We start from the raw sequence: 20188 nt of genomic DNA on the forward strand, positions 1-20188 counted from the left end.
TCTGCCGATGCGCTTCCTATGAGGCGTCTGCGAACCCGTCAGCCGATGCGACCGAGCGCGAGGGTCGCGTACATGAGGGCGGCAACGGTCTCGCCGTCGGTGATCTCCCCGCCCTGCACCATCCGCATCACCTCCGACCAGGAAACCGCGCGGACCTCGTGGATGCCCTCCTCCGCCTGGCCGTGCGCGTGCCCCGCGGCCGGGCGCGCGCCGGTCGCCAGCCAGACCGATTCCGGTGCGCGGGCGATGCCGTTGAGCGCCGTCATCGCGCCGATCGGCCGCCAGCCGTCGGCCTCGAACCCGGTCTCCTCGAGCAGCTCGCGACGGGCGGCCACGAGGGGCTCCTCGCCGTCGGAGCCGCCGGCGGGCACCTCGACCGAGCGGCCCACCGTGTGCCGGTCGACCGTGACGAGCAGCACCTCGTCGGCGTCGGTCAGCGCGACCACGAACACCGCAGGGTGCTGCATCTCGACGACGCCGTAGATGCCCTCGGTGCCGTCCGGGCGCACCACGTCGTCTTCCACGACCCGGATCCACGGGTTCTCGTAGACGACGCGCTGCGCGCGGATCGGCCAGGTCACAGCTTCTCGATCGGCGCGATCTTGATGAGCAGCTTCTTCTGCCCCGCCGCGTCGAACGCCACATGCGCGATGCGCTTCGTGCCCTCGCCCGTGACCTGCCGCACGGTGCCCTCGCCGAAGTCGGTGTGCCGGATGCGGTCGCCCGCCTCGAGCGTGAGGTCGCCGTTGTCGCGCACCGTGCCCGTGACCCGGTTCGCCCACTCGGTCTTCGGCGCCGCCGACTTCGTGACGCTGAACCGTTCGAGGTCGCGATCGCGCGTGCCCCAGGCCCCGCCGCCGCCCGAACCGTAGCCGCCGCGCCGCGCGTTCAGGGCGCGCGGCTGATTGCCGCCGCGGCTGTTCGCCATGCCGGGCGACTGCTTCCAGTCGACGAGCTCATCCGGGATCTCCTGCAGGTAGCGGCTCGGCATCGCCACCGACACCTCGCCGAACTGCGCGCGGCTCATCGCCAGCGAGAGGTAGAGCCGCTTGCGGGCGCGCGTGATGCCGACGTAGAAAAGGCGCCGTTCCTCGGCGGGCCCGCCGGGCTCCGACGCCGACATCTGGTGCGGCAGGAGTCCCTCCTCGAGGCCGGTGAGGAACACCGCGTGGTACTCGAGGCCCTTCGCGGTGTGCAGCGTCATGAGGGAGACCGTGCCCGACGCGTCGTCGAGCTCGTCGGCCGCGGCGACGAGCGAGACCTGCGTGAGGAAGTCGACGAGCCCCGCGCCCGGGTTCTCGCGGTCGAAGTCCTTGGTCTGCGCGAGGAGCTCCTCGACGTTCTCGGCTCGTGTCTCGTCCTGCGGGTCGCGGCTCGTGCGGAGCGTCTCGACGAGCTTCGATCCCTCGACGAGGAAGGCGAGCACCTCGGACACCTTCGAGGCGCCCTCGTTCGTGCCCTCGTCGATGCCCTTCTGGCTCGGCACGAGCATCGCGGCCGCCGCGTCGAGCAGCTTCGCGAGGTCGACGATCGCCTTGGTCACCTTCGGCCCCAGCCCGAGGCCGTCGGCCGCGCGCATGGCCTGCCGGAACGTCAGGTCGTTCTGCTCGGCGAAGCTCGCGAGGCTCGTCTCGGTCGCCGGGCCGATGCCGCGCTTCGGGGTGTTCAGGATGCGGCGGAGCGCGAGCTCGTCGAGCGGGTTCGCGACGGCGATGAGGTACGCCATCGCATCCTTGATCTCGGCGCGCTCGTAGAACTTCGTGCCGCCGACCACGCGGTACGGCAGGGCCGAGCGCACGAAGATCTCCTCAAGTGCACGCGTCTGCGCGTTGGTGCGGTAGAACACGGCGATGTCGCGGTACGCGACGCCGGCGCGGTGCAGCGCCTCGATCTCGTCCGCGACGAACTGCGCCTCATCGTGCGCGGAATAGCCCGTGTACCCGGTGATCTTGTCGCCGTCGCCGTCGGCCGTCCAGAGCTTCTTGTCCTTCCGGTCGAAGTTGTTCGAGATGACGGCGTTGGCCGCCGACAGGATGTTCTGGGTCGAGCGGTAGTTCTGTTCGAGCAGCACGACCTTCGCGCCCGGGAAGTCGCGCTCGAATTCCACGATGTTGCGGATGTCGGCCCCGCGGAACGCGTAGATCGACTGGTCGGAGTCGCCGACGACGGTGAGGGACGCGCCGGGTATGGACCCCGTGGCATCCGTCATGCCCCGCACGAGCACGCCGTGCGCGTCGAGCTCGGCGACGACGTCGGGCTCCACCGGCCGGGTGAGCTCGCGGATCAGCGCGTACTGCGCGTGGTTCGTGTCCTGGTACTCGTCGACCAGGATGTGCCGGAAGCGCCGCTGGTACAGCGCCGCCACCTTCGGGAACGCGCGGAACAGGTAGACGGTCTCGCTGATGAGGTCGTCGAAGTCGAGCGCACTCGCGTCACGCAGCCGCCGCGTGTACTGGCGGAAGATCTCGAGGAACATGACGTCGTTCGGATCGTTCGTGTTGACGTTCCGCGCGTACGTCTCGACGTCGCTCAGCTCGTTCTTCAGCTTGGAGATCTTCGCCTGTGCGCTCGCGGGCGTGAAGCCGAGCGTGTCGGCGTCCAGTTCCTTGATGATGCGCTTCAGGATGGTGCGCTGGTCGGCCGAGTCGTAGATCGTGAACGTGCTCGACAGCCCGATCGCCTCGGCCTCGCGCCGGAGGATCCGCACGCACGCCGAGTGGAACGTCGAGATCCACATGCCGCCCGCGGCCTCGCCGAGCAGCGCCTCGACGCGCTCGCGCATCTCGGCCGCGGCCTTGTTCGTGAACGTGATCGCGAGGATCTGGCTCGGCCACGCCTCGCGCCCGTCGATGAGGCTCGCGATGCGATGCGTCAGCACGCGCGTCTTGCCCGACCCCGCGCCCGCGACGATGAGCAGCGCGGGCCCACGGTACTCGACCGCCTCGCGCTGCTGCGGGTTCAGCCCGGCGGTCAGGCGATCGGATGCCGCGTGGCCGGCGGCGCGGGCCTCGTCGGCTCGGTCGCGGTCGGCCGCGCCGGGCGCCTCGCGCCAGCCGGTGGGGTCGTCGGGGTCGAGGATCAGCGTCATGTCCCGACAAGTCTAGGCGCGGCATCCGACGCTCCGTCGCTGCGGGACGACAGACCGAGCCCAGCGCTCAGAGCCGGTCCTCGTCGCCGAAGTACGCCTGTCGCGCCTCGAGGCCGAGGTCGGGGTGGTCGACGAACACGCCGTCCACGCCCGTGTCCATGATCCGCGTGAACTCGCCGAGCCAGTCGCCCCACGCCCCGCGCGAGGTACCGCGTCGGAACCCGGGCGCGAGGAAGCGGTTCTCGGGGCGGAGCGTCCACGTGTACACGGCGAGTCCCGCCGCGTGCGCGGCGTCGACCAGGTCGGACCCGCGGAGCGCGGCGTCCGCTCGCGCGCGGCGCGCCGGCGCGGCATCCGCCGGGACGGCCACCGACCGCGGGCCGTCGCCCACGAGCCGGCCCTTGCCGACGCTCACCCCGTGCACGACCCCGCCGAGCGCGAGCAGCCCCCGCTCGCTGACGAAGGCGTCGTACCGCCTCGCGGCCGAGCCCTCGGACGCGACGAGATCGAACGGGGCGCCGCGATCCTCGATGAGCAGCACGCGGGTGCCCCGCACGCCCGCCGCGACGAGCCGGTCGAGGAGTCCGGGCTCGAACGACTCCGAGACGAGGCGGTCGTCGCCGCGGCCCCAGCCCGCGGCCGAGAGTTCGGCGGCGAACAGCTCCTCGAGCGGCAGGCCGAGGCCGGCGAAGTGCGTCGCGTGCTTGAACTCGGCGACGAGGCGGATGATCCGCCGCGACTCGTCGGTCGCGGCATCCAGCAGACCCAGGAGGTCGCGGAACCGCAGGATCGGGTACCGGCCGTCGAAGCTTGCGCTGTGCGGGCGGATGGCGCCCAGCCGCTCGGTCGCGCGGAGCGTCGCGAGCTCGGCCCACGTGAAGTCCTCGGTGAACCAGCCCGTGAGCGCTCGGCCGTCGACCTCGCGCGTGGTGCGGCGAGCGGCGAACTCGGCGCGCGACGCGACATCCGTCGTGCCCGAGATCTCGTTCTCGTGCCGCAGCACGAGCACGCCGTCGCGCGTGGCGACGAGGTCGGGCTCGACGGCGTCGGCGCCGAGCGCGAACGCCATCCGGTAGGCGGCCTCGGTATGCTCCGGGCGGTATCCGGACGCGCCGCGATGCCCGATGACGAACGGACGCTCGGCGAGATCGCGCAGCATGCGGCAAGCGTAGCGAGCGCCGACGCGGCATCCGCCCCGGAATGCCGGGGGATTTCACGGCGTTGTCACCGCTGGAACGGGTAGATTTGACGGACGCGGCCGCCAGGTCGCGCGATTCCCCTCCACACGACGGAAAGCCGAAAGCAGAGGAACCACAGCAATGGCTCTCAACAACCCCGCCTTCTCACGCAATGAGGCGTTCACCTCCGGCCAGGGGGCGGTGGCTGTCGCACAGGACATGTCCGCCCAGCAGCTGCAGGACATGTACAACCAGCCCGCGACGCTCCCCGACCGCGACGTCATGACGATCGAGGACTCGATCGCGAAGTCGGCCGCCGCCTTCGGCGTGCTGCTCGTCGGCGCGGCGATCGGCTGGCTCACGGTCGAGTCCGTGCCGTTCCTCTGGATCGGCGCCGGCCTCGTCGGCTTCGTGCTCGCCCTCGTCAACATCTTCAAGAAGGAGCCGTCGCCCGCGCTGATCCTCGCGTACGCGGGCGTGCAGGGCATCTTCGTCGGCGGCATCTCGGCGTGGTACGAGATGGCCTACGGCGGCGGCATCGTCGCGCAGGCCGTCATCGCGACGCTCGTCGTGGTCGGCGTGACGCTCGCGCTCTTCGCCTCGGGCAAGATCCGGGCGTCCAAGCGCGCGACGAAGATCTTCCTCGTCGCGATGGTCGGTTACCTGGTGTTCTCGCTCGTGAACATGGGCCTGATGCTCTTCAACGTGACCGATGACCCGTGGGGGCTGCGCGGCACCGACATCATGGGCATCCCGCTCGGCGTGATCATCGGCGTCCTCGTCGTCATCATGGCCGCGTACTCGCTCGTGCTCGACTTCGACTTCATCCAGCAGGGCGTGCGCAACCGCGCCCCGAAGAAGTACGGCTGGACCGGCGCCTTCGGCATCATGGTCACCGTCATCTGGCTGTATCTCGAGATCCTGCGTATCCTCGCGATCGCGCGCGACTAGCGCTCTCGCCTCGCGCCACGAACGGGCCGCTCCCCTCGGGGGCGGCCCGTTCCGCGTCTCGCGACGCGCTGACCGGCCTCCGTACGCGGCCTGCCTCGCATCCGAGTGCCATTTCTGCGGTGGAGTGCGGAGTCATCCCGCACTCCACCGCAGAAACCGCACTCGGTTGGCCGGGTCGGGGCGGAGCGTGCGCGGGCGCCGGCGCGCAGGCGCGGGGCGCGGGCCGCCGAGCGCGTCAGCGCGCGCCGGGGCGGGAGGCTCGGGCGAGCAGCACCGCGCGCTCGCGCTCGTTCGCGGTCAGGCGCGCCGATTCGGCGAACGCCGCCTGCGCGTCATCCGACCGCCCGAGTCGCTCGAGCAGCTCGCCGCGCACGGCGTGCAGCGGGTGGTATCGCGCCAACCGGCCGTCGGCGGCAAGCCCGTCCACGAGCGCCAGTCCCGCCTCCGGCCCGTCGGCCATCGCCACCGCCACGGCACGGTTGAGCTCGACCACGGGCGAGGGTGCCACCTGCCCGAGCGCATCGTAGAGCGCGACGATCGCGGCCCAGTCGGTGTCGTCGACGGATGCCGCGACGTCGTGCTGCTCGGCGATGGCCGCCTGCAGGGCGTACGGTCCCCGGCCGTGCCCGATCGCGTCCGCGCGAGCCAGCGCGGCACGCCCACGGGTGATCGCCGACCGGTCCCATCGCCGCCGGTCCTGGTCGGCGAGCAGCACCGGGTCGCCGTGCGCGTCGAGTCGCGCCGGGAACCGCGCCACGGTGAGCTCCATGAGCGCGACGAGCCCGTGCGCCTCGGGCTCGCGCGGTACGAGCCCGGCGAGCACGCGCGCGAGTCGCAGCGCCTCTCGGCTGAGCTCGGGCCGCATGAGGTCGGTGCCGGCCGACGCGGAGTGCCCCTCGTTGAAGATGAGGTAGAGCACGCCGAGCACCGTGCCGAGCCGCGCCGGGAACTCCTCGCGCCCGGGCACCTCGAACGGCACCTCGGCGGCGCCGAGCGTCTTCTTCGCGCGCACGATGCGCTGCTGCACGGTCGACACGGGCGTGAGGAACGCGCGGGCGATCTCCTCCGTCGTGAGCCCGCCGACGACGCGGAGCGTGAGCGCGACCCGCGCTTCGCGCGAGAGCACCGGGTGGCACGACACGAACACGAGCCGGAGCACGTCGTCGTCGATCGCGTCGGGGTCGTACGGCAGGTCGCCCGTGGCATCCGTCGCCTCGGCCTGCTCGCGCTCGAGGTCGTGCGCGATCGCCGCGATCCGCTCGTCGTAGCGTTCGCGGCGACGCCAGCCGTCGATCGCGCGGCGCTTGCCGACCGCGGTCAGCCAGGCGCCGGGGTTCGACGGGATGCCCGACGCCGGCCACTGCGCGAGCGCCTCGGCGAGCGCGTCCTGCGCGAGGTCCTCGGCGAGCGCGAAGTCGCCGACCGTGCGCGTGAGCGTCGCGACGATCCGCGCGGACTCGATGCGCCACACGGCGGCGACGGCGCGCCGGGCGGACTCGGGGTCCGTCGGGCGCGCCGCCGCGGCATCCGTCGTCTCGTCGTCGGTCACGTGCGGATGGCGCGGCTCACGCCGTCGCCCCGCGCCGCGCCTCCTCGGCGAGCCGCTCGGCCTGCTCGGCGCGCCAGCCCTGCTCCTTCCGGATCCACTCGTTGTCCTGCGGGAAGTCCTCGATGTCGTTCACGCGGCGCACCTCGAGCTTCGTGCCGGGGCCGAGCGGGCAGCGGCGCGCCCACTCCGCGGCCTCCTCCTTGGAGGCGACGTCGATGATCCAGAAGCCGTTGAACAGCTCCTTCGTCTCGCCGTACGGGCCGTCGGTGACGAGCGGCGGTTCGGCCGAGAAGTCGACGACGAAGCCCTCGCTCGCGTCGGAGAGTCCCTCGCCGGCGAGCATGATGCCGGCCTTCATCATCTCCTCGTTGTAGCGGCCCATCGCCGCGATGACCTCGTCGAACGGCATGTCCTGGAAGGCCTCGGCGGCCTCGTCGCTGCCGCGCATGATCATCATGTACTTCGTCATGGTCGTTCGCTCCTCGCGTGTCCGGGTCGCTGTTCGACCCTCTCACTGATGACGTCGAACGGGAAGGCGCCCGATCGACACGTCTCGCACACTTCTGCGGATATACGATCGGGCGCACCGTGAATCTGTCGGAGAACGCGGCGCGCCCGATCGTATATCCGCAGGCTCGAGCAGCGAGATGGGGCCGCGGCCTGAAGCGAGCTCAGAGCCCGAGGGTCTGCATGGTCGCCCTGATCGCGTCGCCGGATGCCGCGAGCAGCCCCGCCTCGGTCTTCGACATCGGCGTCTCGGCGATCGGGAACGCGCCGGTGCCGCCGACGATCGACGGCATCGACAGCGCGACGCCGTCGACCCCGAAGGCCCCGGAGTGCACCGTCGAGACGGGCAGCACGGCACGCTCGTCGTCGAGCAGCGCCTCGACGATGCGCGCGCCGGAGAGCCCGATGGCGTAGTTGGTCGCACCCTTGCCTCGGATCACGGTGTAGGCGGCGTTGCGCACCTCCGAGGCGATCCCGTCGAGCTCGTCGATCGAGAACCGCTCGCCGCCCGTCCAGTCGAGGATCGGCACGGGTCCGATCCGCGCGTTCGACCAGAGCGGGAACTCGGTGTCGCCGTGCTCGCCCACGATGTCGGCGTGCACGCTCGAGGTCATCACGCCGGCTCGCTTCGCGAGCAGCCAGCGCAGGCGCGACGTGTCGAGCACCGTCCCCGACCCGATCACCCGCTCGGCCGGCAAGCCGCTGATCTGCCGTGCGGCGACCGTGAGCACGTCGACGGGGTTCGTGACGAGCACGTAGATCGCGTCGGGCGCGCGCTCGAGCAGGTCGGGCATGAGTCGCTCGAGGATCCCGACGTTGGTGCCCGCGAGTTCCATCCGGCTCTGACCGGGCTGCTGCTTCGCGCCGGCCGTGATCACCACGACGTGGGAATCCGCGACGACGTCGAGATCGGCCCCGCCGATGACGCTCGACCGCGTGAACTGCGTACCGTGCGCGAGGTCGAGCACCTCGGCCTCGACCTTCTCCGCCGCGATGTCGTACAGCGCGACCTGGTTGGCCGACTCGCGGATCAACGATGCGTACACCAGGCTCGCGCCCACGCTGCCCGCCCCGATGACGCTGAGCTTCGAGTTCTCGATGACCGCCATGCGGCTCAGGCTAGCGCGTCACTCCCACTCGATGGTCCCCGGCGGCTTCGACGTGACGTCGAGCACGACGCGGTTGACCTCGCGCACCTCGTTGGTGATGCGATTCGAGATCTTGGCGAGCACCTCGAACGGCACGCGCGTCCAGTCGGCGGTCATGGCGTCCTCCGACGACACCGGGCGCAGCACGATCGGGTGGCCGTAGGTGCGGCCGTCGCCCTGCACGCCGACCGAGCGGACGTCGGCGAGGAGCACCACCGGGCACTGCCAGATCTCGGCGTCGAGTCCGGCCGCGGTCAGCTCTGCACGTGCGATCGCGTCGGCCTCGCGGAGCACCTCGAGGCGGTCGCGCGTGACCTCGCCGACGATGCGGATGCCGAGGCCGGGGCCGGGGAACGGCTGGCGGGCGACGATGACCTCGGGCAGTCCGAGTTCACGACCGATCGCTCGGACCTCGTCTTTGAACAGGGTCCGCAGCGGCTCGACGAGCTCGAACTGCAGGTCCTCCGGAAGTCCGCCCACGTTGTGGTGGCTCTTGATGTTCGCGGTGCCGGTGCCGCCGCCAGACTCGACCACGTCGGGGTACAGCGTTCCCTGCACCAGGAACCTGACCGGTTCACCCGACGCCTCGGCCTCGGCGATGAGGTCGCGCTCAGCCTGCTCGAACGCCCGGATGAACTCGCGGCCGATGATCTTCCGCTTCTCCTCCGGGTCGGTGACTCCGGCGAGTGCGGCGAGGAACACGTCGGCGGCATCGACCGTGACGAGGCGCACGCCGGTTGCGGCGACGTAGTCCTGCTGCACCTGCTCGCGCTCGCCCTTGCGGAGGAGCCCGTGGTCGACGAACACGGCGGTGAGCTGGTCGCCGACGGCCTCGTGCACGAGCGCGGTCGAGACGGCGGAGTCGACGCCGCCCGAGAGCGCGGAGATCACACGGGCCGACCCGACCTGCGCGCGGATGCGCTCGACCTGCTCGGCGATGACGTTGTCGGGGTTCCAGTCGGCCGGGATGCCGGCGGCCCGGTGGAGGAAGTTCTCGATGACGTCCTGTCCGTACGGCGAGTGCTTGACCTCGGGGTGCCACTGGACGCCGTAGAAGCCCTGCTCGTCGTTCGCGAACGCCGCGACCGGCGTGGTGCCGGTCGACGCGAGCACGTCGAAGCCCTCGGGGGCGACGGCGACCGAGTCGCCGTGGCTCATCCAGACGGTCTGGTGCTCGGGCTGGCCGCCGAGCAGCGAGTTGTGGTCGTCGACTCGCACGGTGGCCGCCGTCGATCCGTACTCGCGGTGGCCGGTGTGCGCGACCTCGCCGCCGAGCTGCTGCGCCATCACCTGGAAGCCGTAGCAGATGCCGAGCGTGGGCACGCCGAGCTCGAGGATGCCGGGATCGAGGGAGGGCGCGCCCGGCTCGTAGACGGACGACGGTCCGCCCGAGAGCACGATGCCGACCGGGTCCTTCGCGCGCACCTCGTCGGCCGTGATCGTGTGCGGCACGATCTCGGAGTAGACGGATGCCTCGCGCACCCGCCGCGCGATCAGCTGCGCGTACTGCGCGCCGAAGTCCACGACGAGGACGGGTCGCTGCTGGGTCTCGCTCACTGGGCCGCCTCCACGGGCTCGGAATCGGTGTCGGAGTCGGTCGCCCCCGGGGCAGCGGTGGCCGACGCCGACGCGGCGTCGGCGGCATCCGCTTCACGTGCCGCGAGGTACCCGCGGACCTCGCGCCCGATGCGGGCCTCGAGGATGAAGGACAGGAACGGCACGATGCCGCCGGACGCGAGCACGAGCAGGCGCCAGAACGGCCAGCGCATGAGGCTCCACAGCCGGAAGTTGCTGAACAGGTACACGACGTAGAACCAGCCGTGCGCGATGAGGATGCCCGTCGAGAGGTTCACGCCCGTGCCGCTCGACTCGAGGCCCTCGGGCGTCTCGACGACGGGCTCGAACGAGAGCAGGCCGTTCGGGCCGAACGCGTACAGCTCGAGGTGCCAGACGTACTTCAGCAGCATCTCCGCGCAGAGCAGGAGCAGCATGACGCCCGTGATGACCGAGGCCACCATGTAGAACGTGAGGGCCCCGCGGATGCGCGGGAATTCAGCCGGTTTTGGCTCGAGGGGCATGGCGTCCAGTCTACGATGCGGCCGGCTGGGCGATGGCCGTGACGGATGCCGCGCCGGGCGCCGCACGCGACCGGCCGCCGGGCTACGATCCGACGAGCTCGCGCGGCACCACGAACACGTCGACGAGGGCACCGCCGCGCCACAGGGTCATCTCGACCTCGCGATCGATCGCGCCCTCGACCATGAGCCGCTGGATCGAGGTCGCGGTCACGATGCCCGTGCCGTCGAGGCTCACGGCGATGTCGCCCGGCCGGATGCCGGCGATCTCGGCGGGGCTGCCGTCGACCACGCCCGTGACCTGGAGCCCGGTGGAGGAGCCGACCCGTTCGGCGAGCTCGGGTGCGAGGCGCACCTGCGCGCCCGCGATGCCGAGCCATGCGCGGCGGAACCGCCCGTGCGCGACGAGCGCGTCGATGATCTCCCGGGTCGCGGGGTTGATCGGCACCGCGAGCCCGAGGCCGACGCCCGCGACCGCGGTGTTGACGCCCACCATCCGCCCGGCCCCGTCGGCGAGCGCGCCGCCGCTGTTGCCGGGATTCAATGCGGCATCCGTCTGGATGACCTCGTCGACGACGCGACCCGCGGCCGTCGGCAGCGAGCGGCCGAGGTTCGAGACGATGCCCGCGGTCACGCTGCCGGCGAGGCCGAGCGGCGTGCCGACGGCGACGACGAGCTGGCCGACGCGGAGCGTGCGCGCGTCGCCGAGCGGCACCGGCGGCGGCACGGCTCCGTGCGCCCGGAGGACGGCGAGGTCCGAGAGCGGGTCGCGCCCGATCACCTCGACGTCGGCCTCGGTGCCGTCGCCGAACGCCGCCTCGGCGCGATCGGCGCCCGCGACGACGTGCGCCGAGGTGAGCAGGATCCCGTCGGCGGACACGACGCTCGCGCTCCCCGTGCCCTGTCCGCGTCGGGAGCGCACGGCGAGGCTCGCCATGCTCGACAGCAGGTCGCCCGCGACCCGCGTCACCACCCGCGAATAGGCGTCGAGGGGGCTTTCGGCATGCTCCGGGTCGGACCCGATCGGTTCCAGATCGTCATCGCCCACACCGGCATCCTCACCCCCTCACCGGATGCCGCGTCCGGAGTTCGCCGACGGCGGAACGGTCGGCTCAGTCCCGCGCGGGATCGGCCGGCGCCGCGCCCCGTGTCGCCGTCACGGCCTCCTCGGCGGCCAGCTCGGCCTCCTCGCGCTCGCGCTGCACGGCGTCCTTCACGAGCCGGTACCAGAGGAACACGGCGAAGCCCGCGAACACGACCCACTCGACGGCGTAGAACACGTTGAGCCAGTTGAGCTCGGACTCCTGCAGCGGCGGCGGCGAGTCGATCGCATCGAGGCCCGCGACCGGGTCGGCCGCGGTCACGTAGCCGAAGTACACGGGCCGGTCGTCGTAGTCGGCCCAGATGTTGATGAGGTGCGCGACGGCGACGGTCGTCATCGCCTGCGGATCGTCGCCCTCCTCGGGCGCCACGGGCGCCTCGCTCGGCAGGAACCGTCCGACGACCTCGACCTCGCCGGCGGATGCCGCGGTGCGGTCGACCTCGGCGAGCACCTCGCGCGCGGTCTCCTCGTCGGCCGCCCAGCCGAGCGCGACGGGCAGCCCGCCGGGCGCGGCATCCGTCACCTCGAGGTGGGCGACGACCCACCAGCCGGCGACGCCATCGTTCAGGCGCCCCTGGACGAGCACCGTGTCGCCGGGCACGATCTCGCCCGTCACGGCGACGCGCTGGCCGGTCGCGGCCTGCTCGGTCGGCCCGTCGGGCTGCACGACCTCGCCGAACGGGCGGACCTCTTCTGTGGGACGCTCGACGACGGTCGCCTGCTCGACCGCTCGGTCGACCTGCCACTGCGCGAGGAGCGCGAAGCCGGCTGCGATGCCGAGCGCAGCGATCAGGGCGAGCACCCAGCGGGGGCGCAGCATCATCCGGAGCATGTCGCCCGAGATTCTAGCCCGGCGGGATGCGCTGCCCCTGCGAGCGGCCGCCGCCGCTCAGTCGACCTTCACGATGTCGGGCGCCTCGAGCCGCACCCGGTCGGCGGACTCGTCGTCGGGCTGCTCCTGCGACGCGCGCTCGGCGGCGACGCGCTGGAGGTAGCGCTCGACCTCGAGCGCTTCGCGGTCGGCATCCCATCCGAGGACGCCGGCCATGAGCCTCGCGGCGACCGGCGCGGCCGAGACCCCGCGATCCCATGCCTCGATCGAGATGCGCGTGCGCCGCGCGAGGACGTCGTCGAGGTGCAGCGCTCCCTCGTGCGAGGCCGCGTAGACGACCTCGGCGCCGAGGTAGTCGTCGGCGCCGGGCAGCGGCTCCCCGAGCTCGGGCGTCTCGCGGATCAGGTCGAGCAGTTCGTCGGTCATGGTGCCGTACCGGTTCAGCAGGTGCTCGATGCGCACCTTGTGCACGCCGAACGCACGCGCGATCTTGCCGCGCTTGTTCCACGCGGCCTGGTAGCCCTCGGCGCCGAGCAGGGGGATGTCCTGCGTGGTCGACGCGGGCACCCGCCCGTCGAGCGCGTCGGCGGCCGCGTCGATCGCGTCCTTCGCCATCACCCGGTAGGTGGTCCACTTGCCGCCCGCGACGACGACGAGCCCCGGCACGGTGTGCGCCACGACGTGCTCGCGCGAGAGCTTGGAGGTCTGGTCGCTCTCCCCCGCGAGCAGCGGCCGGAGCCCGGCGAACACGCCCTCGACGTCCTCGCGGCTCAGCGGGATCGCCATGACCGAGTTGACGTGCTCGAGCAGGTAGTCGATGTCGGCCGCGGTGGCCGCCGGGTGCGCCTTGTCGAGGTTCCAGTCGGTGTCGGTCGTGCCGATGAGCCAGTGCCGGCCCCACGGGATCACGAAGAGCACGCTCTTCTCGGTGCGGAAGATCATGCCCATCGCCGACTGGATTCGGTCTCTCGGCACGACGAGGTGGATCCCCTTGGACGCGCGCACCTTGAAGGTGCCGCGCTCCCCGACCATCCGCTGCGTGTCGTCGGTCCACACGCCCGTCGCGTTCACGACCTGCTTCGCGCGGATCTCGAAGTGCTCGTCGGTCTGCAGGTCGTGCGCCTGCACGCCGACCACGCGCTCACCGACCTTGACGAACCCCTCGACCTTGACGCGGCTCGCGACGTGCGCGCCGTAGAACGACGCGGTGCGGGCGAGGGATGCCACGTACCGTGCGTCGTCGACCTGCGCGTCGTAGTAGGTGAGACCGCCGACGAGTGCGTCGCTCGAGAGGGACGGGATGGCGCGCATCACCTGGCGCTTGGAGAGGTGCCGGTGGTGGGGGACTCCCGGCGGACGGCCGCCGGAGTAGCTGAAGATGTCGTACAGCAGCATGCCGGCCCCGATGTAGACCCGCTCGAAGACGCGCTTCTGCAGCGGGTAGAGGAACCGGACCGGCTTGACGAGGTGCGGCGCGATGCGCTGCAGCAGCAGGCCGCGTTCGATGAGCGCCTCGCGCACGAGGCGGAAGTCGAGTTGTTCGAGGTAGCGGATGCCGCCGTGCACGAGCTTCGAGGACCGGCTCGAGGTGCCCGACGCCCAGTCCCGCGCCTCGAGGAGGCCGGTCGACAGGCCCCTGGTCACGGAGTCGAGCGCTGCCCCCGTGCCGACGATCCCGCCGCCGACCACGAGGACGTCGAGTTCCTTCTCCTTGAGGCGGGCGATCGCCGCCTCGCGTTCCTCCGGCCCGAGCTTGTTCGAACGCGTCACCGACTTCAGTCTCGCCATCGTCGCTCCCCATCCCCGGGCGGACCGCGGCGGCCACGCCCGTCGGTCCCAACGCTACCCGAGCGCCGCGCGCCGGGCCATGGAATCGGCCGGGGTTGGGAGCGGGTTGACAGGCACGGCCGACCGGGCTCGTTCGCGACCGCGGTGGGGCGGCCTGTCGAGCCTCCGACGCGCCGGCGACGGCCCGTGTTACGCGGACCGGTACGGCGCGACGACGACCTCGACGCGCTGGAACTCCTTGAGGTCGGAGTACCCGGTCGTCGCCATCGACTTGCGGAGGGCGCCGACGAGGTTCGCGGTACCGTCGGCGGCGGGCGCCGGGCCGTAGAGGATCTCCTCGAGCGGTGCGACCTGGCCGACCTGCACGCGCTGGCCGCGCGGCAGCTTCGAGTGGTGCGCCTCGGGGCCCCAGTGCCATCCCCCGCCGGGTGCGTCGGTCGCGCGCGCGAGCGCGGCGCCCAGCATGACCGCGTCGGCGCCGCACGCGACGGCCTTCACGATGTCGCCGGCCGCGCCGACGCCGCCGTCGGCGATGACGTGGACGTACCGGCCGCCGGACTCGTCGAGGTAGTCCCGGCGCGCGCCCGCGACATCCGCCACCGCCGTCGCCATGGGCGCGTGGATGCCCAGCGTGGTGCGCGTGGTCGAGGCCGCTCCGCCGCCGAAGCCGACCAGCACGCCCGCGGCGCCCGTGCGCATGAGGTGCAGGGCGGCGGTGTACGTCGCCGCACCGCCCACGATGACGGGCACGTCGAGCTCGTATATGAACTTCTTGAGGTTCAGCGGCTCCTGGTTCTTGGAGACGTGCTCGGCCGACACGGTCGTGCCGCGGATCACGAACAGGTCGACCCCCGCCGCGACGACCGTCTCGTAGAGCTCCTGCGTGCGCTGCGGCGAGAGCGCGCCCGCCACGGTCACCCCGGCCGCGCGGATCTCGGCGAGACGCTCGGTGACGAGGTCGGGCTTGATCGGCTCGGCGTACAGCTCCTGCATGCGCGCCGTCGCCTGCTCGTCGGTCAGGTTGCGGATCTCGGCGAGCGCGGGCTCGGGGTTCTCGTACCTGGTCCAGAGTCCCTCGAGGTCGAGCACGCCGAGGCCGCCGAGCTGGCCCATCATGATCGCCGTCTGCGGCGAGACCACGGAGTCCATCGGCGCCGCGAGGAACGGGATGTCGAACTGGTACGCGTCGATCGACCAACCGACCGAGACGTCTTCCGGGTCACGGGTGCGCCGGCTCGGCACGATGGCGATGTCGTCGAACGCGTAGACGCGACGGCCCCGCTTGGAGCGGCCGATCTCGATCTCCTGGGTCACCGTTCAACCCTACCCAAGGGCCCCGGCGCGCGACACGGATGGCACGGGCGTGCGCTCAGCGCACCCTCGCCACCCGCTGCTCGTCCCACACCGGCGCGTCGGCCTCGACGACCTCGCCGTCGGAGCGGAAGACGACGAACCGGTCGAACGACCGCGCGAACCAGCGGTCGTGCGTGACCGCGAGCACCGTGCCGTCGAAGCGCGAGAGCGCGTCCTCGAGCGCCTCGGCCGACACCAGGTCGAGGTTGTCGGTCGGCTCGTCCAGCAGCAGCAGGGTCGCGCCGGAGAGCTCCAGGAGCAGGATCTGCAGTCGCGCCTGCTGGCCGCCCGAGAGCGAGTCGAACTGCTGGAGCGCCGATCCGGCGAGCCCGTAACGATCCAGCGCCGAGCTCGCGGCCTCGCGCGCCATGCCCTCCCGGTTCGCGTCGCCGCGATGCAGGATGTCGAGCAGCGTGCGACCGCGGAGCCCCGGGAGCTCGTGGCCCTGGGCGAACCAGCCGGGCACGACGCGTGCGCCGAGCGTCGCCGAACCCGTGTGCGGGACTGCGGCGAGAGTCGAACCGACATCCGTCACGTGCCCCTTCGCGCGGTCGGGGTCGCTGCCGCCCGCCGCGAGCAGGCGCAGGAAGTGCGACTTGCCCGACCCGTTCGAGCCGAGCACCGCGACCCGGTCGCCGTACCAGACCTCGAGGTCGAACGGTCGCATGAGTCCGCTGAGCTCGAGTCCCTCGCACACCACGGCCCGCTTGCCCGTGCGCGAGCCGCGCAGTCGCATCGACACCGCCTGGGCCGGCGGCCGCTCCTCGGGCGGCCCCGCCTCCTCGAACTTCCGCAGCCGCGTGACGGCGGCCTGGTAGCGCGAGGCCATGCCGTCGTTGTACGTCGCCTTCACCTTGAGCGTCTGCACGAGCTGCCTCAGCTGGGCGTGCTGCTCGTCCCACCGGCGCCGCAGCTCGTCGAGGCGGGCGAAGCGCTCCTCGCGTGCGGCGTGGTAGCCGCGGAACGAGCCGCCGTGCACCCACGCCGTGCTGCCGGCCGCACCCGCCTCGAGCGTGACGATCCGGTCGGCGGCGCGGGCGAGCAGCTCGCGGTCGTGCGAGACGAGGAGCACGGTCTTCGGGGTGGCCCGCAGCTGCTGCTCGAGCCAGCGCTTGCCCGGCACGTCGAGCGAGTTGTCGGGCTCGTCGAGGAGGAGCACCTCCTCCGGTCCGCGGAGCAGCGCCTCGAGGGCGAGCCGCTTCTGCTCGCCACCCGAGAGCGTCGACAGTTCGCGCCACTTCGCACGCTCGAACGGGATGCCGAGCGCGGCGATCGTGCAGTGGTCCCACACGACCTCCTGGTCGTAGCCGCCGGCCTCGGCGTACTCCGCGAGTGCCGACGCGTACCGCATCTGGGCGGCCGTGTCATCCGTCTCGATGAGGGCGTTCTCGGCGCGCTCGAGCTCGATCGCGGCGGCGCGCACCCGCGCGGGGGCGACCGAGACGAGCAGGCCGTGCACGGTGCGTTCGACGCCCTCGACGACCTCGCCGCGACCGACGAACTGGTCCATGACGCCGAGGCCGCCGACGACCTGCACGCTCCCCTCGTCGGGGCGCAGGTCGCCGCGAATGATCCGGAGCAGGGTGGTCTTGCCCGCGCCGTTCTGGCCGATGAGCGCGGTCGTGCGCCCCTCGGTCACCCGGAAGGCGAGGTCGGCGAGGAGCGGCCGTCCGTCCGGCAGCGAGAAGGAGACGCCGTTGACGTCGATGAAGCCCATGGGAGCGGTTCCGTTCCGGAAGACGGCGGCCTGCGCCGCGCCGCCCGATGGGCAGCCGACCAGACTAACCCAAGACGGATGCCGCGGCACGGCCCCGTGGCATCGCCCCGCCGCGCGGGTTCGTGGGGCAGGCTGGAGGCATGCACCGCGTCGCCGCCGACCCGCTCGACCTCCTCCGCACCCGCACCAGCGCGAAGTGGCGCAGCTACGAACCCGACGTGCTGCCGCTGCCCGTCGCCGAGATGGACTACCCGCTCGCCGAACCGATCGCCGAGGCCCTGCACGCCGCGATCCGGCGCTCCGACACGGGGTACAACTCCGGGAGCCTCCCGGTGGGCGAGGCCTTCGCGGAGTTCGCCGCCGCCCGGCTCGGGTGGGAGCCCGACCCTGCCCGAATCACCTGCACCGCCGACGTGAGCATGGGCATCGTCGAGGTGCTGCGCCGCGTCGTCGGGCCGGGCGAGGGCGTGATCGTGAACCCGCCGATCTACCCGCCCTTCTTCGACCTCGTCACCGAGGCCGGTGCGTCGGTCGTCGAAGTGCCGCTCGCGGGCGGCATCGACGAGGGCTGGTCGCTCGACCTCGCCGGCATCGAGGCCGCCTTCGCGGCCGGCGCCCGCGCGATGGTGCTCTGCAACCCGCACAACCCGGTCGGCGTCGTGCATTCCCGGGACGACCTTGCGGCGCTCGCCGAGCTCGCCGCGCGGTTCGACGCGACGATCGTCTCCGACGAGGTGCACGGACCGCTCTCCCAGCCCGAATCGCGGTACGTCCCGTTCCTGACGGTGTCGGATGCCGCGCGCACACGGCATCGCCGTGACCGCGGCGACGAAGGCGTTCAACCTCGCCGGGCTCAAGGCCGCGCTCATCGTCACCGCGAGCGAGCGCGGCGACGCGGTGCGGGCGTCGTTCCCGTACGAGGTCGAGTGGCGGATGGGCCAGTTCGGCTCGATCGCCTCCGTCGCGGCCTTCCGGCACGGCGGCCGTTGGCTCGACGGGGTGCTCGCGTCGATCGACGACAACCGGCGGCTGCTCGCCGACCTGCTCGCCGACGAGCTCCCCGACGTGCGGTACCGGATGCCCCAGGCCACCTACCTCGCGTGGCTCGATCTCTCCGCGCTCGGTTGGGGCGACGACCCGGCCGCCGTCGCGCTCGAGCGCGCCCGGGTCGCCCTCGCGAACGGGCCCATGTTCGGCGCGCAGGCCGGACGCGGGCACGCACGCCTGAACCTCGCCTGCTCGCCCGAGGTGCTCTCGGAGGCGATCAGCCGCATCGCCGACGCGCGCTGACCGTCAGCGCGTGTAGTTCGGCGCCTCGACGACGAACTGCACGTCGTGCGGGTGCGACTCCTTGAGCCCCGCCGGCGTGATCCGCACGAACCGCCCCTTGGTCTTCAGCTCGGCGACCGTGCGGGCGCCGACGTAGAACATCGACTGGCGCAGTCCACCGACCAGCTGGTAGGCGACCGCCGAGACCGGGCCCCGGAACGGCACCTGGCCCTCGATGCCCTCTGGGATGAGCTTCTCGTCGCTCGGCACGTCGGCCTGGAAGTAGCGGTCCTTCGAGTAGGAGGTCTTCTTGCCGCGCGTCTGCAACGCGCCGAGCGACCCCATGCCCCGGTAGGCCTTGTACTGCTTGCCGTTCTGGAAGACCAGGTCGCCCGGGCTCTCCGCGGTGCCGGCGAGCAGGGAACCGAGCATGACGGTGTCCGCGCCCGCGACGAGCGCCTTCGCGATGTCGCCCGAGTACTGCAGTCCGCCGTCGGCGATGAGCGGCACGCCGGCGGGAACGGTCGCCTTCGACGCCTCGTAGACGGCGGTGACCTGCGGCACGCCGACGCCCGCGACCACCCGCGTGGTGCAGATCGAACCGGGACCGACGCCGACCTTGACGGCATCGGCTCCCGCGTCGACCAAGGCCTTCGCACCCTCGTACGTGGCGACGTTGCCGCCGATCACGTCGATGTGGGCGAAGGTCGGGTCGGCCTTCAGCCGTCGGATGATGTCGAGGACGCCCGCGGACTCGCCGTTGGCGGTGTCGACCACGAGCACGTCGACGCCAGCGTCGCGCAGGGCCTCCGCGCGCTCCCACGCGTCGCCGAAGAATCCCATCGCCGCGCCCACGCGCAGGCGCCCCTCGGCGTCCTTCGTCGCGTTCGGGTACTGCTCGGACTTGTCGAAGTCCTTCACGGTGATGAGGCCGGTGAGCCGCCCACGGTCGTCCACGAGCGGGAGCTTCTCGACCTTGTGCTGGGCGAAGATCGCGACGGCCTCGTCGGGGTCCATGCCCACGTGCCCGGTGATGAGCGGCGCCTTCGTCATGACCTCGGACACCGTGGTCGTGGCCTTCTCGAAGTCGGAGACGAAGCGCATGTCGCGGTTCGTGATGATGCCGACGAGCACACCGTCGGCGTCGACGACGGGCAGGCCCGAGACGCGGTACGTCGCGCAGAGCTGGTCGACCTCGGCCACCGTGGCCTCCGGCGTCGTCGTCACCGGGTTGGAGACCATCCCGGACTCGCTGCGCTTGACGCGGTCAACCATCTCGGCCTGCTCGGCGATCGAGAGGTTGCGGTGCAGGATGCCGATGCCGCCCTGACGGGCCATCGCGATCGCCATCCGGGCTTCGGTGACGGTGTCCATCGCGGCGGAGAGGAGCGGGGTCGCGACCGTGATGCGCCGCGTCAGGCGCGAGGTCGTGTCGGCCTCGCTCGGGATCACGTCGGTGTGTCCCGGCAGCAGCAGGACGTCGTCGTACGTCAAACCAGTGAATCCGAACGGATCGGCCTGATCCATGTCGCCCCTTCGTCTCGAGTCGTGCTCGACCGCCCGCGCACCGCGGGTCGCGGGCACGGGCGCATCGTCGCGGTACAGAAGAGTTTAAGCGAGTTTGCGCCGCG

16 protein-coding genes and 1 pseudogene are annotated in these 20188 nt (G+C 71.9%); 3 read left to right on the plus strand and 14 right to left on the minus strand.

The annotated features are described in order from the left end of the window. Positions 1 to 38: 38 nt before the first annotated feature. From ACIQH8_RS06120 to ACIQH8_RS06130, 3 genes are all read right to left on the minus strand, one after another. On the minus strand, positions 39 to 581 hold the full coding sequence (locus ACIQH8_RS06120) for an NUDIX domain-containing protein (protein ID WP_400996083.1): 543 nt from the start codon (positions 579 to 581) through the stop codon (positions 39 to 41). Then, complete coding sequence (locus ACIQH8_RS06125) at positions 578 to 3088, minus strand: ATP-dependent helicase (RefSeq protein ID WP_400996085.1); 2511 nt, start codon at positions 3086 to 3088, stop codon at positions 578 to 580. The genes ACIQH8_RS06120 and ACIQH8_RS06125 overlap by 4 nt, the downstream gene beginning before the upstream one ends. Positions 3089 to 3155: 67 nt before the next feature. Next, positions 3156 to 4247, minus strand: a complete 1092-nt coding sequence (locus ACIQH8_RS06130; protein WP_400996087.1) for a glycerophosphodiester phosphodiesterase family protein — start codon at positions 4245 to 4247, stop codon at positions 3156 to 3158. A gap of 160 nt (positions 4248 to 4407) precedes the next feature. Between ACIQH8_RS06130 and ACIQH8_RS06135 the strand changes: the two genes are divergently transcribed. Further along, a complete protein-coding gene (locus tag ACIQH8_RS06135; protein ID WP_400996090.1) occupies positions 4408 to 5217 on the plus strand; it encodes a Bax inhibitor-1/YccA family protein in 810 nt (269 codons plus the stop codon). A gap of 235 nt (positions 5218 to 5452) precedes the next feature. Here the strand turns inward: ACIQH8_RS06135 and ACIQH8_RS06140 are convergent, their stop codons facing one another. The 10 genes from ACIQH8_RS06140 to ACIQH8_RS06185 all read right to left on the minus strand — a co-directional run bounded on the left by ACIQH8_RS06140 (position 5453) and on the right by ACIQH8_RS06185 (position 17288). Continuing rightward, a complete protein-coding gene (locus ACIQH8_RS06140; RefSeq protein WP_400996092.1) occupies positions 5453 to 6766 on the minus strand; it encodes an RNA polymerase sigma factor in 1314 nt (437 codons plus the stop codon). Between the two features lie 16 nt (positions 6767 to 6782). Beyond that, positions 6783 to 7235 carry a YciI family protein gene (locus ACIQH8_RS06145; RefSeq protein WP_400996094.1) on the minus strand — a complete coding sequence of 151 codons (453 nt, stop codon included), beginning with the start codon at positions 7233 to 7235 and terminating at the stop codon, positions 6783 to 6785. A 202-nt stretch (positions 7236 to 7437) separates the two neighbouring features. Then, entirely contained in the window at positions 7438 to 8382 is a 945-nt protein-coding gene (locus ACIQH8_RS06150) for an L-lactate dehydrogenase (protein WP_400996096.1), read from the minus strand. Between the two features lie 18 nt (positions 8383 to 8400). After that, positions 8401 to 9978, minus strand: coding sequence for a glutamine-hydrolyzing GMP synthase (gene guaA / locus ACIQH8_RS06155; RefSeq protein WP_400996099.1), 1578 nt, complete (start codon positions 9976 to 9978; stop codon positions 8401 to 8403). Beyond that, positions 9975 to 10499: a DUF3817 domain-containing protein gene (locus ACIQH8_RS06160; protein ID WP_400996101.1), complete on the minus strand. Its 525-nt coding sequence runs from the start codon at positions 10497 to 10499 to the stop codon at positions 9975 to 9977. Before ACIQH8_RS06160 ends, guaA begins: the two co-directional genes overlap by 4 nt. Before the next feature lie 82 nt (positions 10500 to 10581). Then, a complete protein-coding gene (locus tag ACIQH8_RS06165) occupies positions 10582 to 11544 on the minus strand; it encodes a S1C family serine protease (protein ID WP_400996103.1) in 963 nt (320 codons plus the stop codon). A 64-nt stretch (positions 11545 to 11608) separates the two neighbouring features. After that, the gene (locus tag ACIQH8_RS06170; protein WP_400996105.1) at positions 11609 to 12430 is read right to left on the minus strand and encodes an SURF1 family protein; all 822 of its coding nucleotides are present in this window, start codon (positions 12428 to 12430) and stop codon (positions 11609 to 11611) included. Between the two features lie 57 nt (positions 12431 to 12487). Then, on the minus strand, positions 12488 to 14218 hold the full coding sequence (locus tag ACIQH8_RS06175; RefSeq protein WP_400996107.1) for a glycerol-3-phosphate dehydrogenase/oxidase: 1731 nt from the start codon (positions 14216 to 14218) through the stop codon (positions 12488 to 12490). Between the two features lie 189 nt (positions 14219 to 14407). Further along, entirely contained in the window at positions 14408 to 15532 is a 1125-nt protein-coding gene (locus ACIQH8_RS06180; protein WP_400996109.1) for a GuaB3 family IMP dehydrogenase-related protein, read from the minus strand. A 55-nt stretch (positions 15533 to 15587) separates the two neighbouring features. Further along, entirely contained in the window at positions 15588 to 17288 is a 1701-nt protein-coding gene (locus tag ACIQH8_RS06185; RefSeq protein WP_400996112.1) for an ABC-F family ATP-binding cassette domain-containing protein, read from the minus strand. A gap of 242 nt (positions 17289 to 17530) precedes the next feature. Here ACIQH8_RS06185 and ACIQH8_RS06190 point away from each other — a divergent pair. Then, positions 17531 to 17998: pseudogene (locus tag ACIQH8_RS06190) on the plus strand (aminotransferase class I/II-fold pyridoxal phosphate-dependent enzyme); the annotation flags it as partial. An 82-nt stretch (positions 17999 to 18080) separates the two neighbouring features. Further along, a complete protein-coding gene (locus ACIQH8_RS06195; RefSeq protein WP_400996113.1) occupies positions 18081 to 18578 on the plus strand; it encodes an aminotransferase class I/II-fold pyridoxal phosphate-dependent enzyme in 498 nt (165 codons plus the stop codon). A gap of 3 nt (positions 18579 to 18581) precedes the next feature. Here the strand turns inward: ACIQH8_RS06195 and guaB are convergent, their stop codons facing one another. Further along, on the minus strand, positions 18582 to 20084 hold the full coding sequence (gene guaB, locus ACIQH8_RS06200) for an IMP dehydrogenase (RefSeq protein ID WP_400996116.1): 1503 nt from the start codon (positions 20082 to 20084) through the stop codon (positions 18582 to 18584). Between the last annotated feature and the right edge of the window lie 104 nt (positions 20085 to 20188).

The sequence above is a fragment of the Agromyces sp. GXQ0307 genome (genome assembly GCF_044769845.1).
In the GTDB taxonomy this organism is placed as follows: Bacteria; Actinomycetota; Actinomycetes; order Actinomycetales; family Microbacteriaceae; genus Agromyces.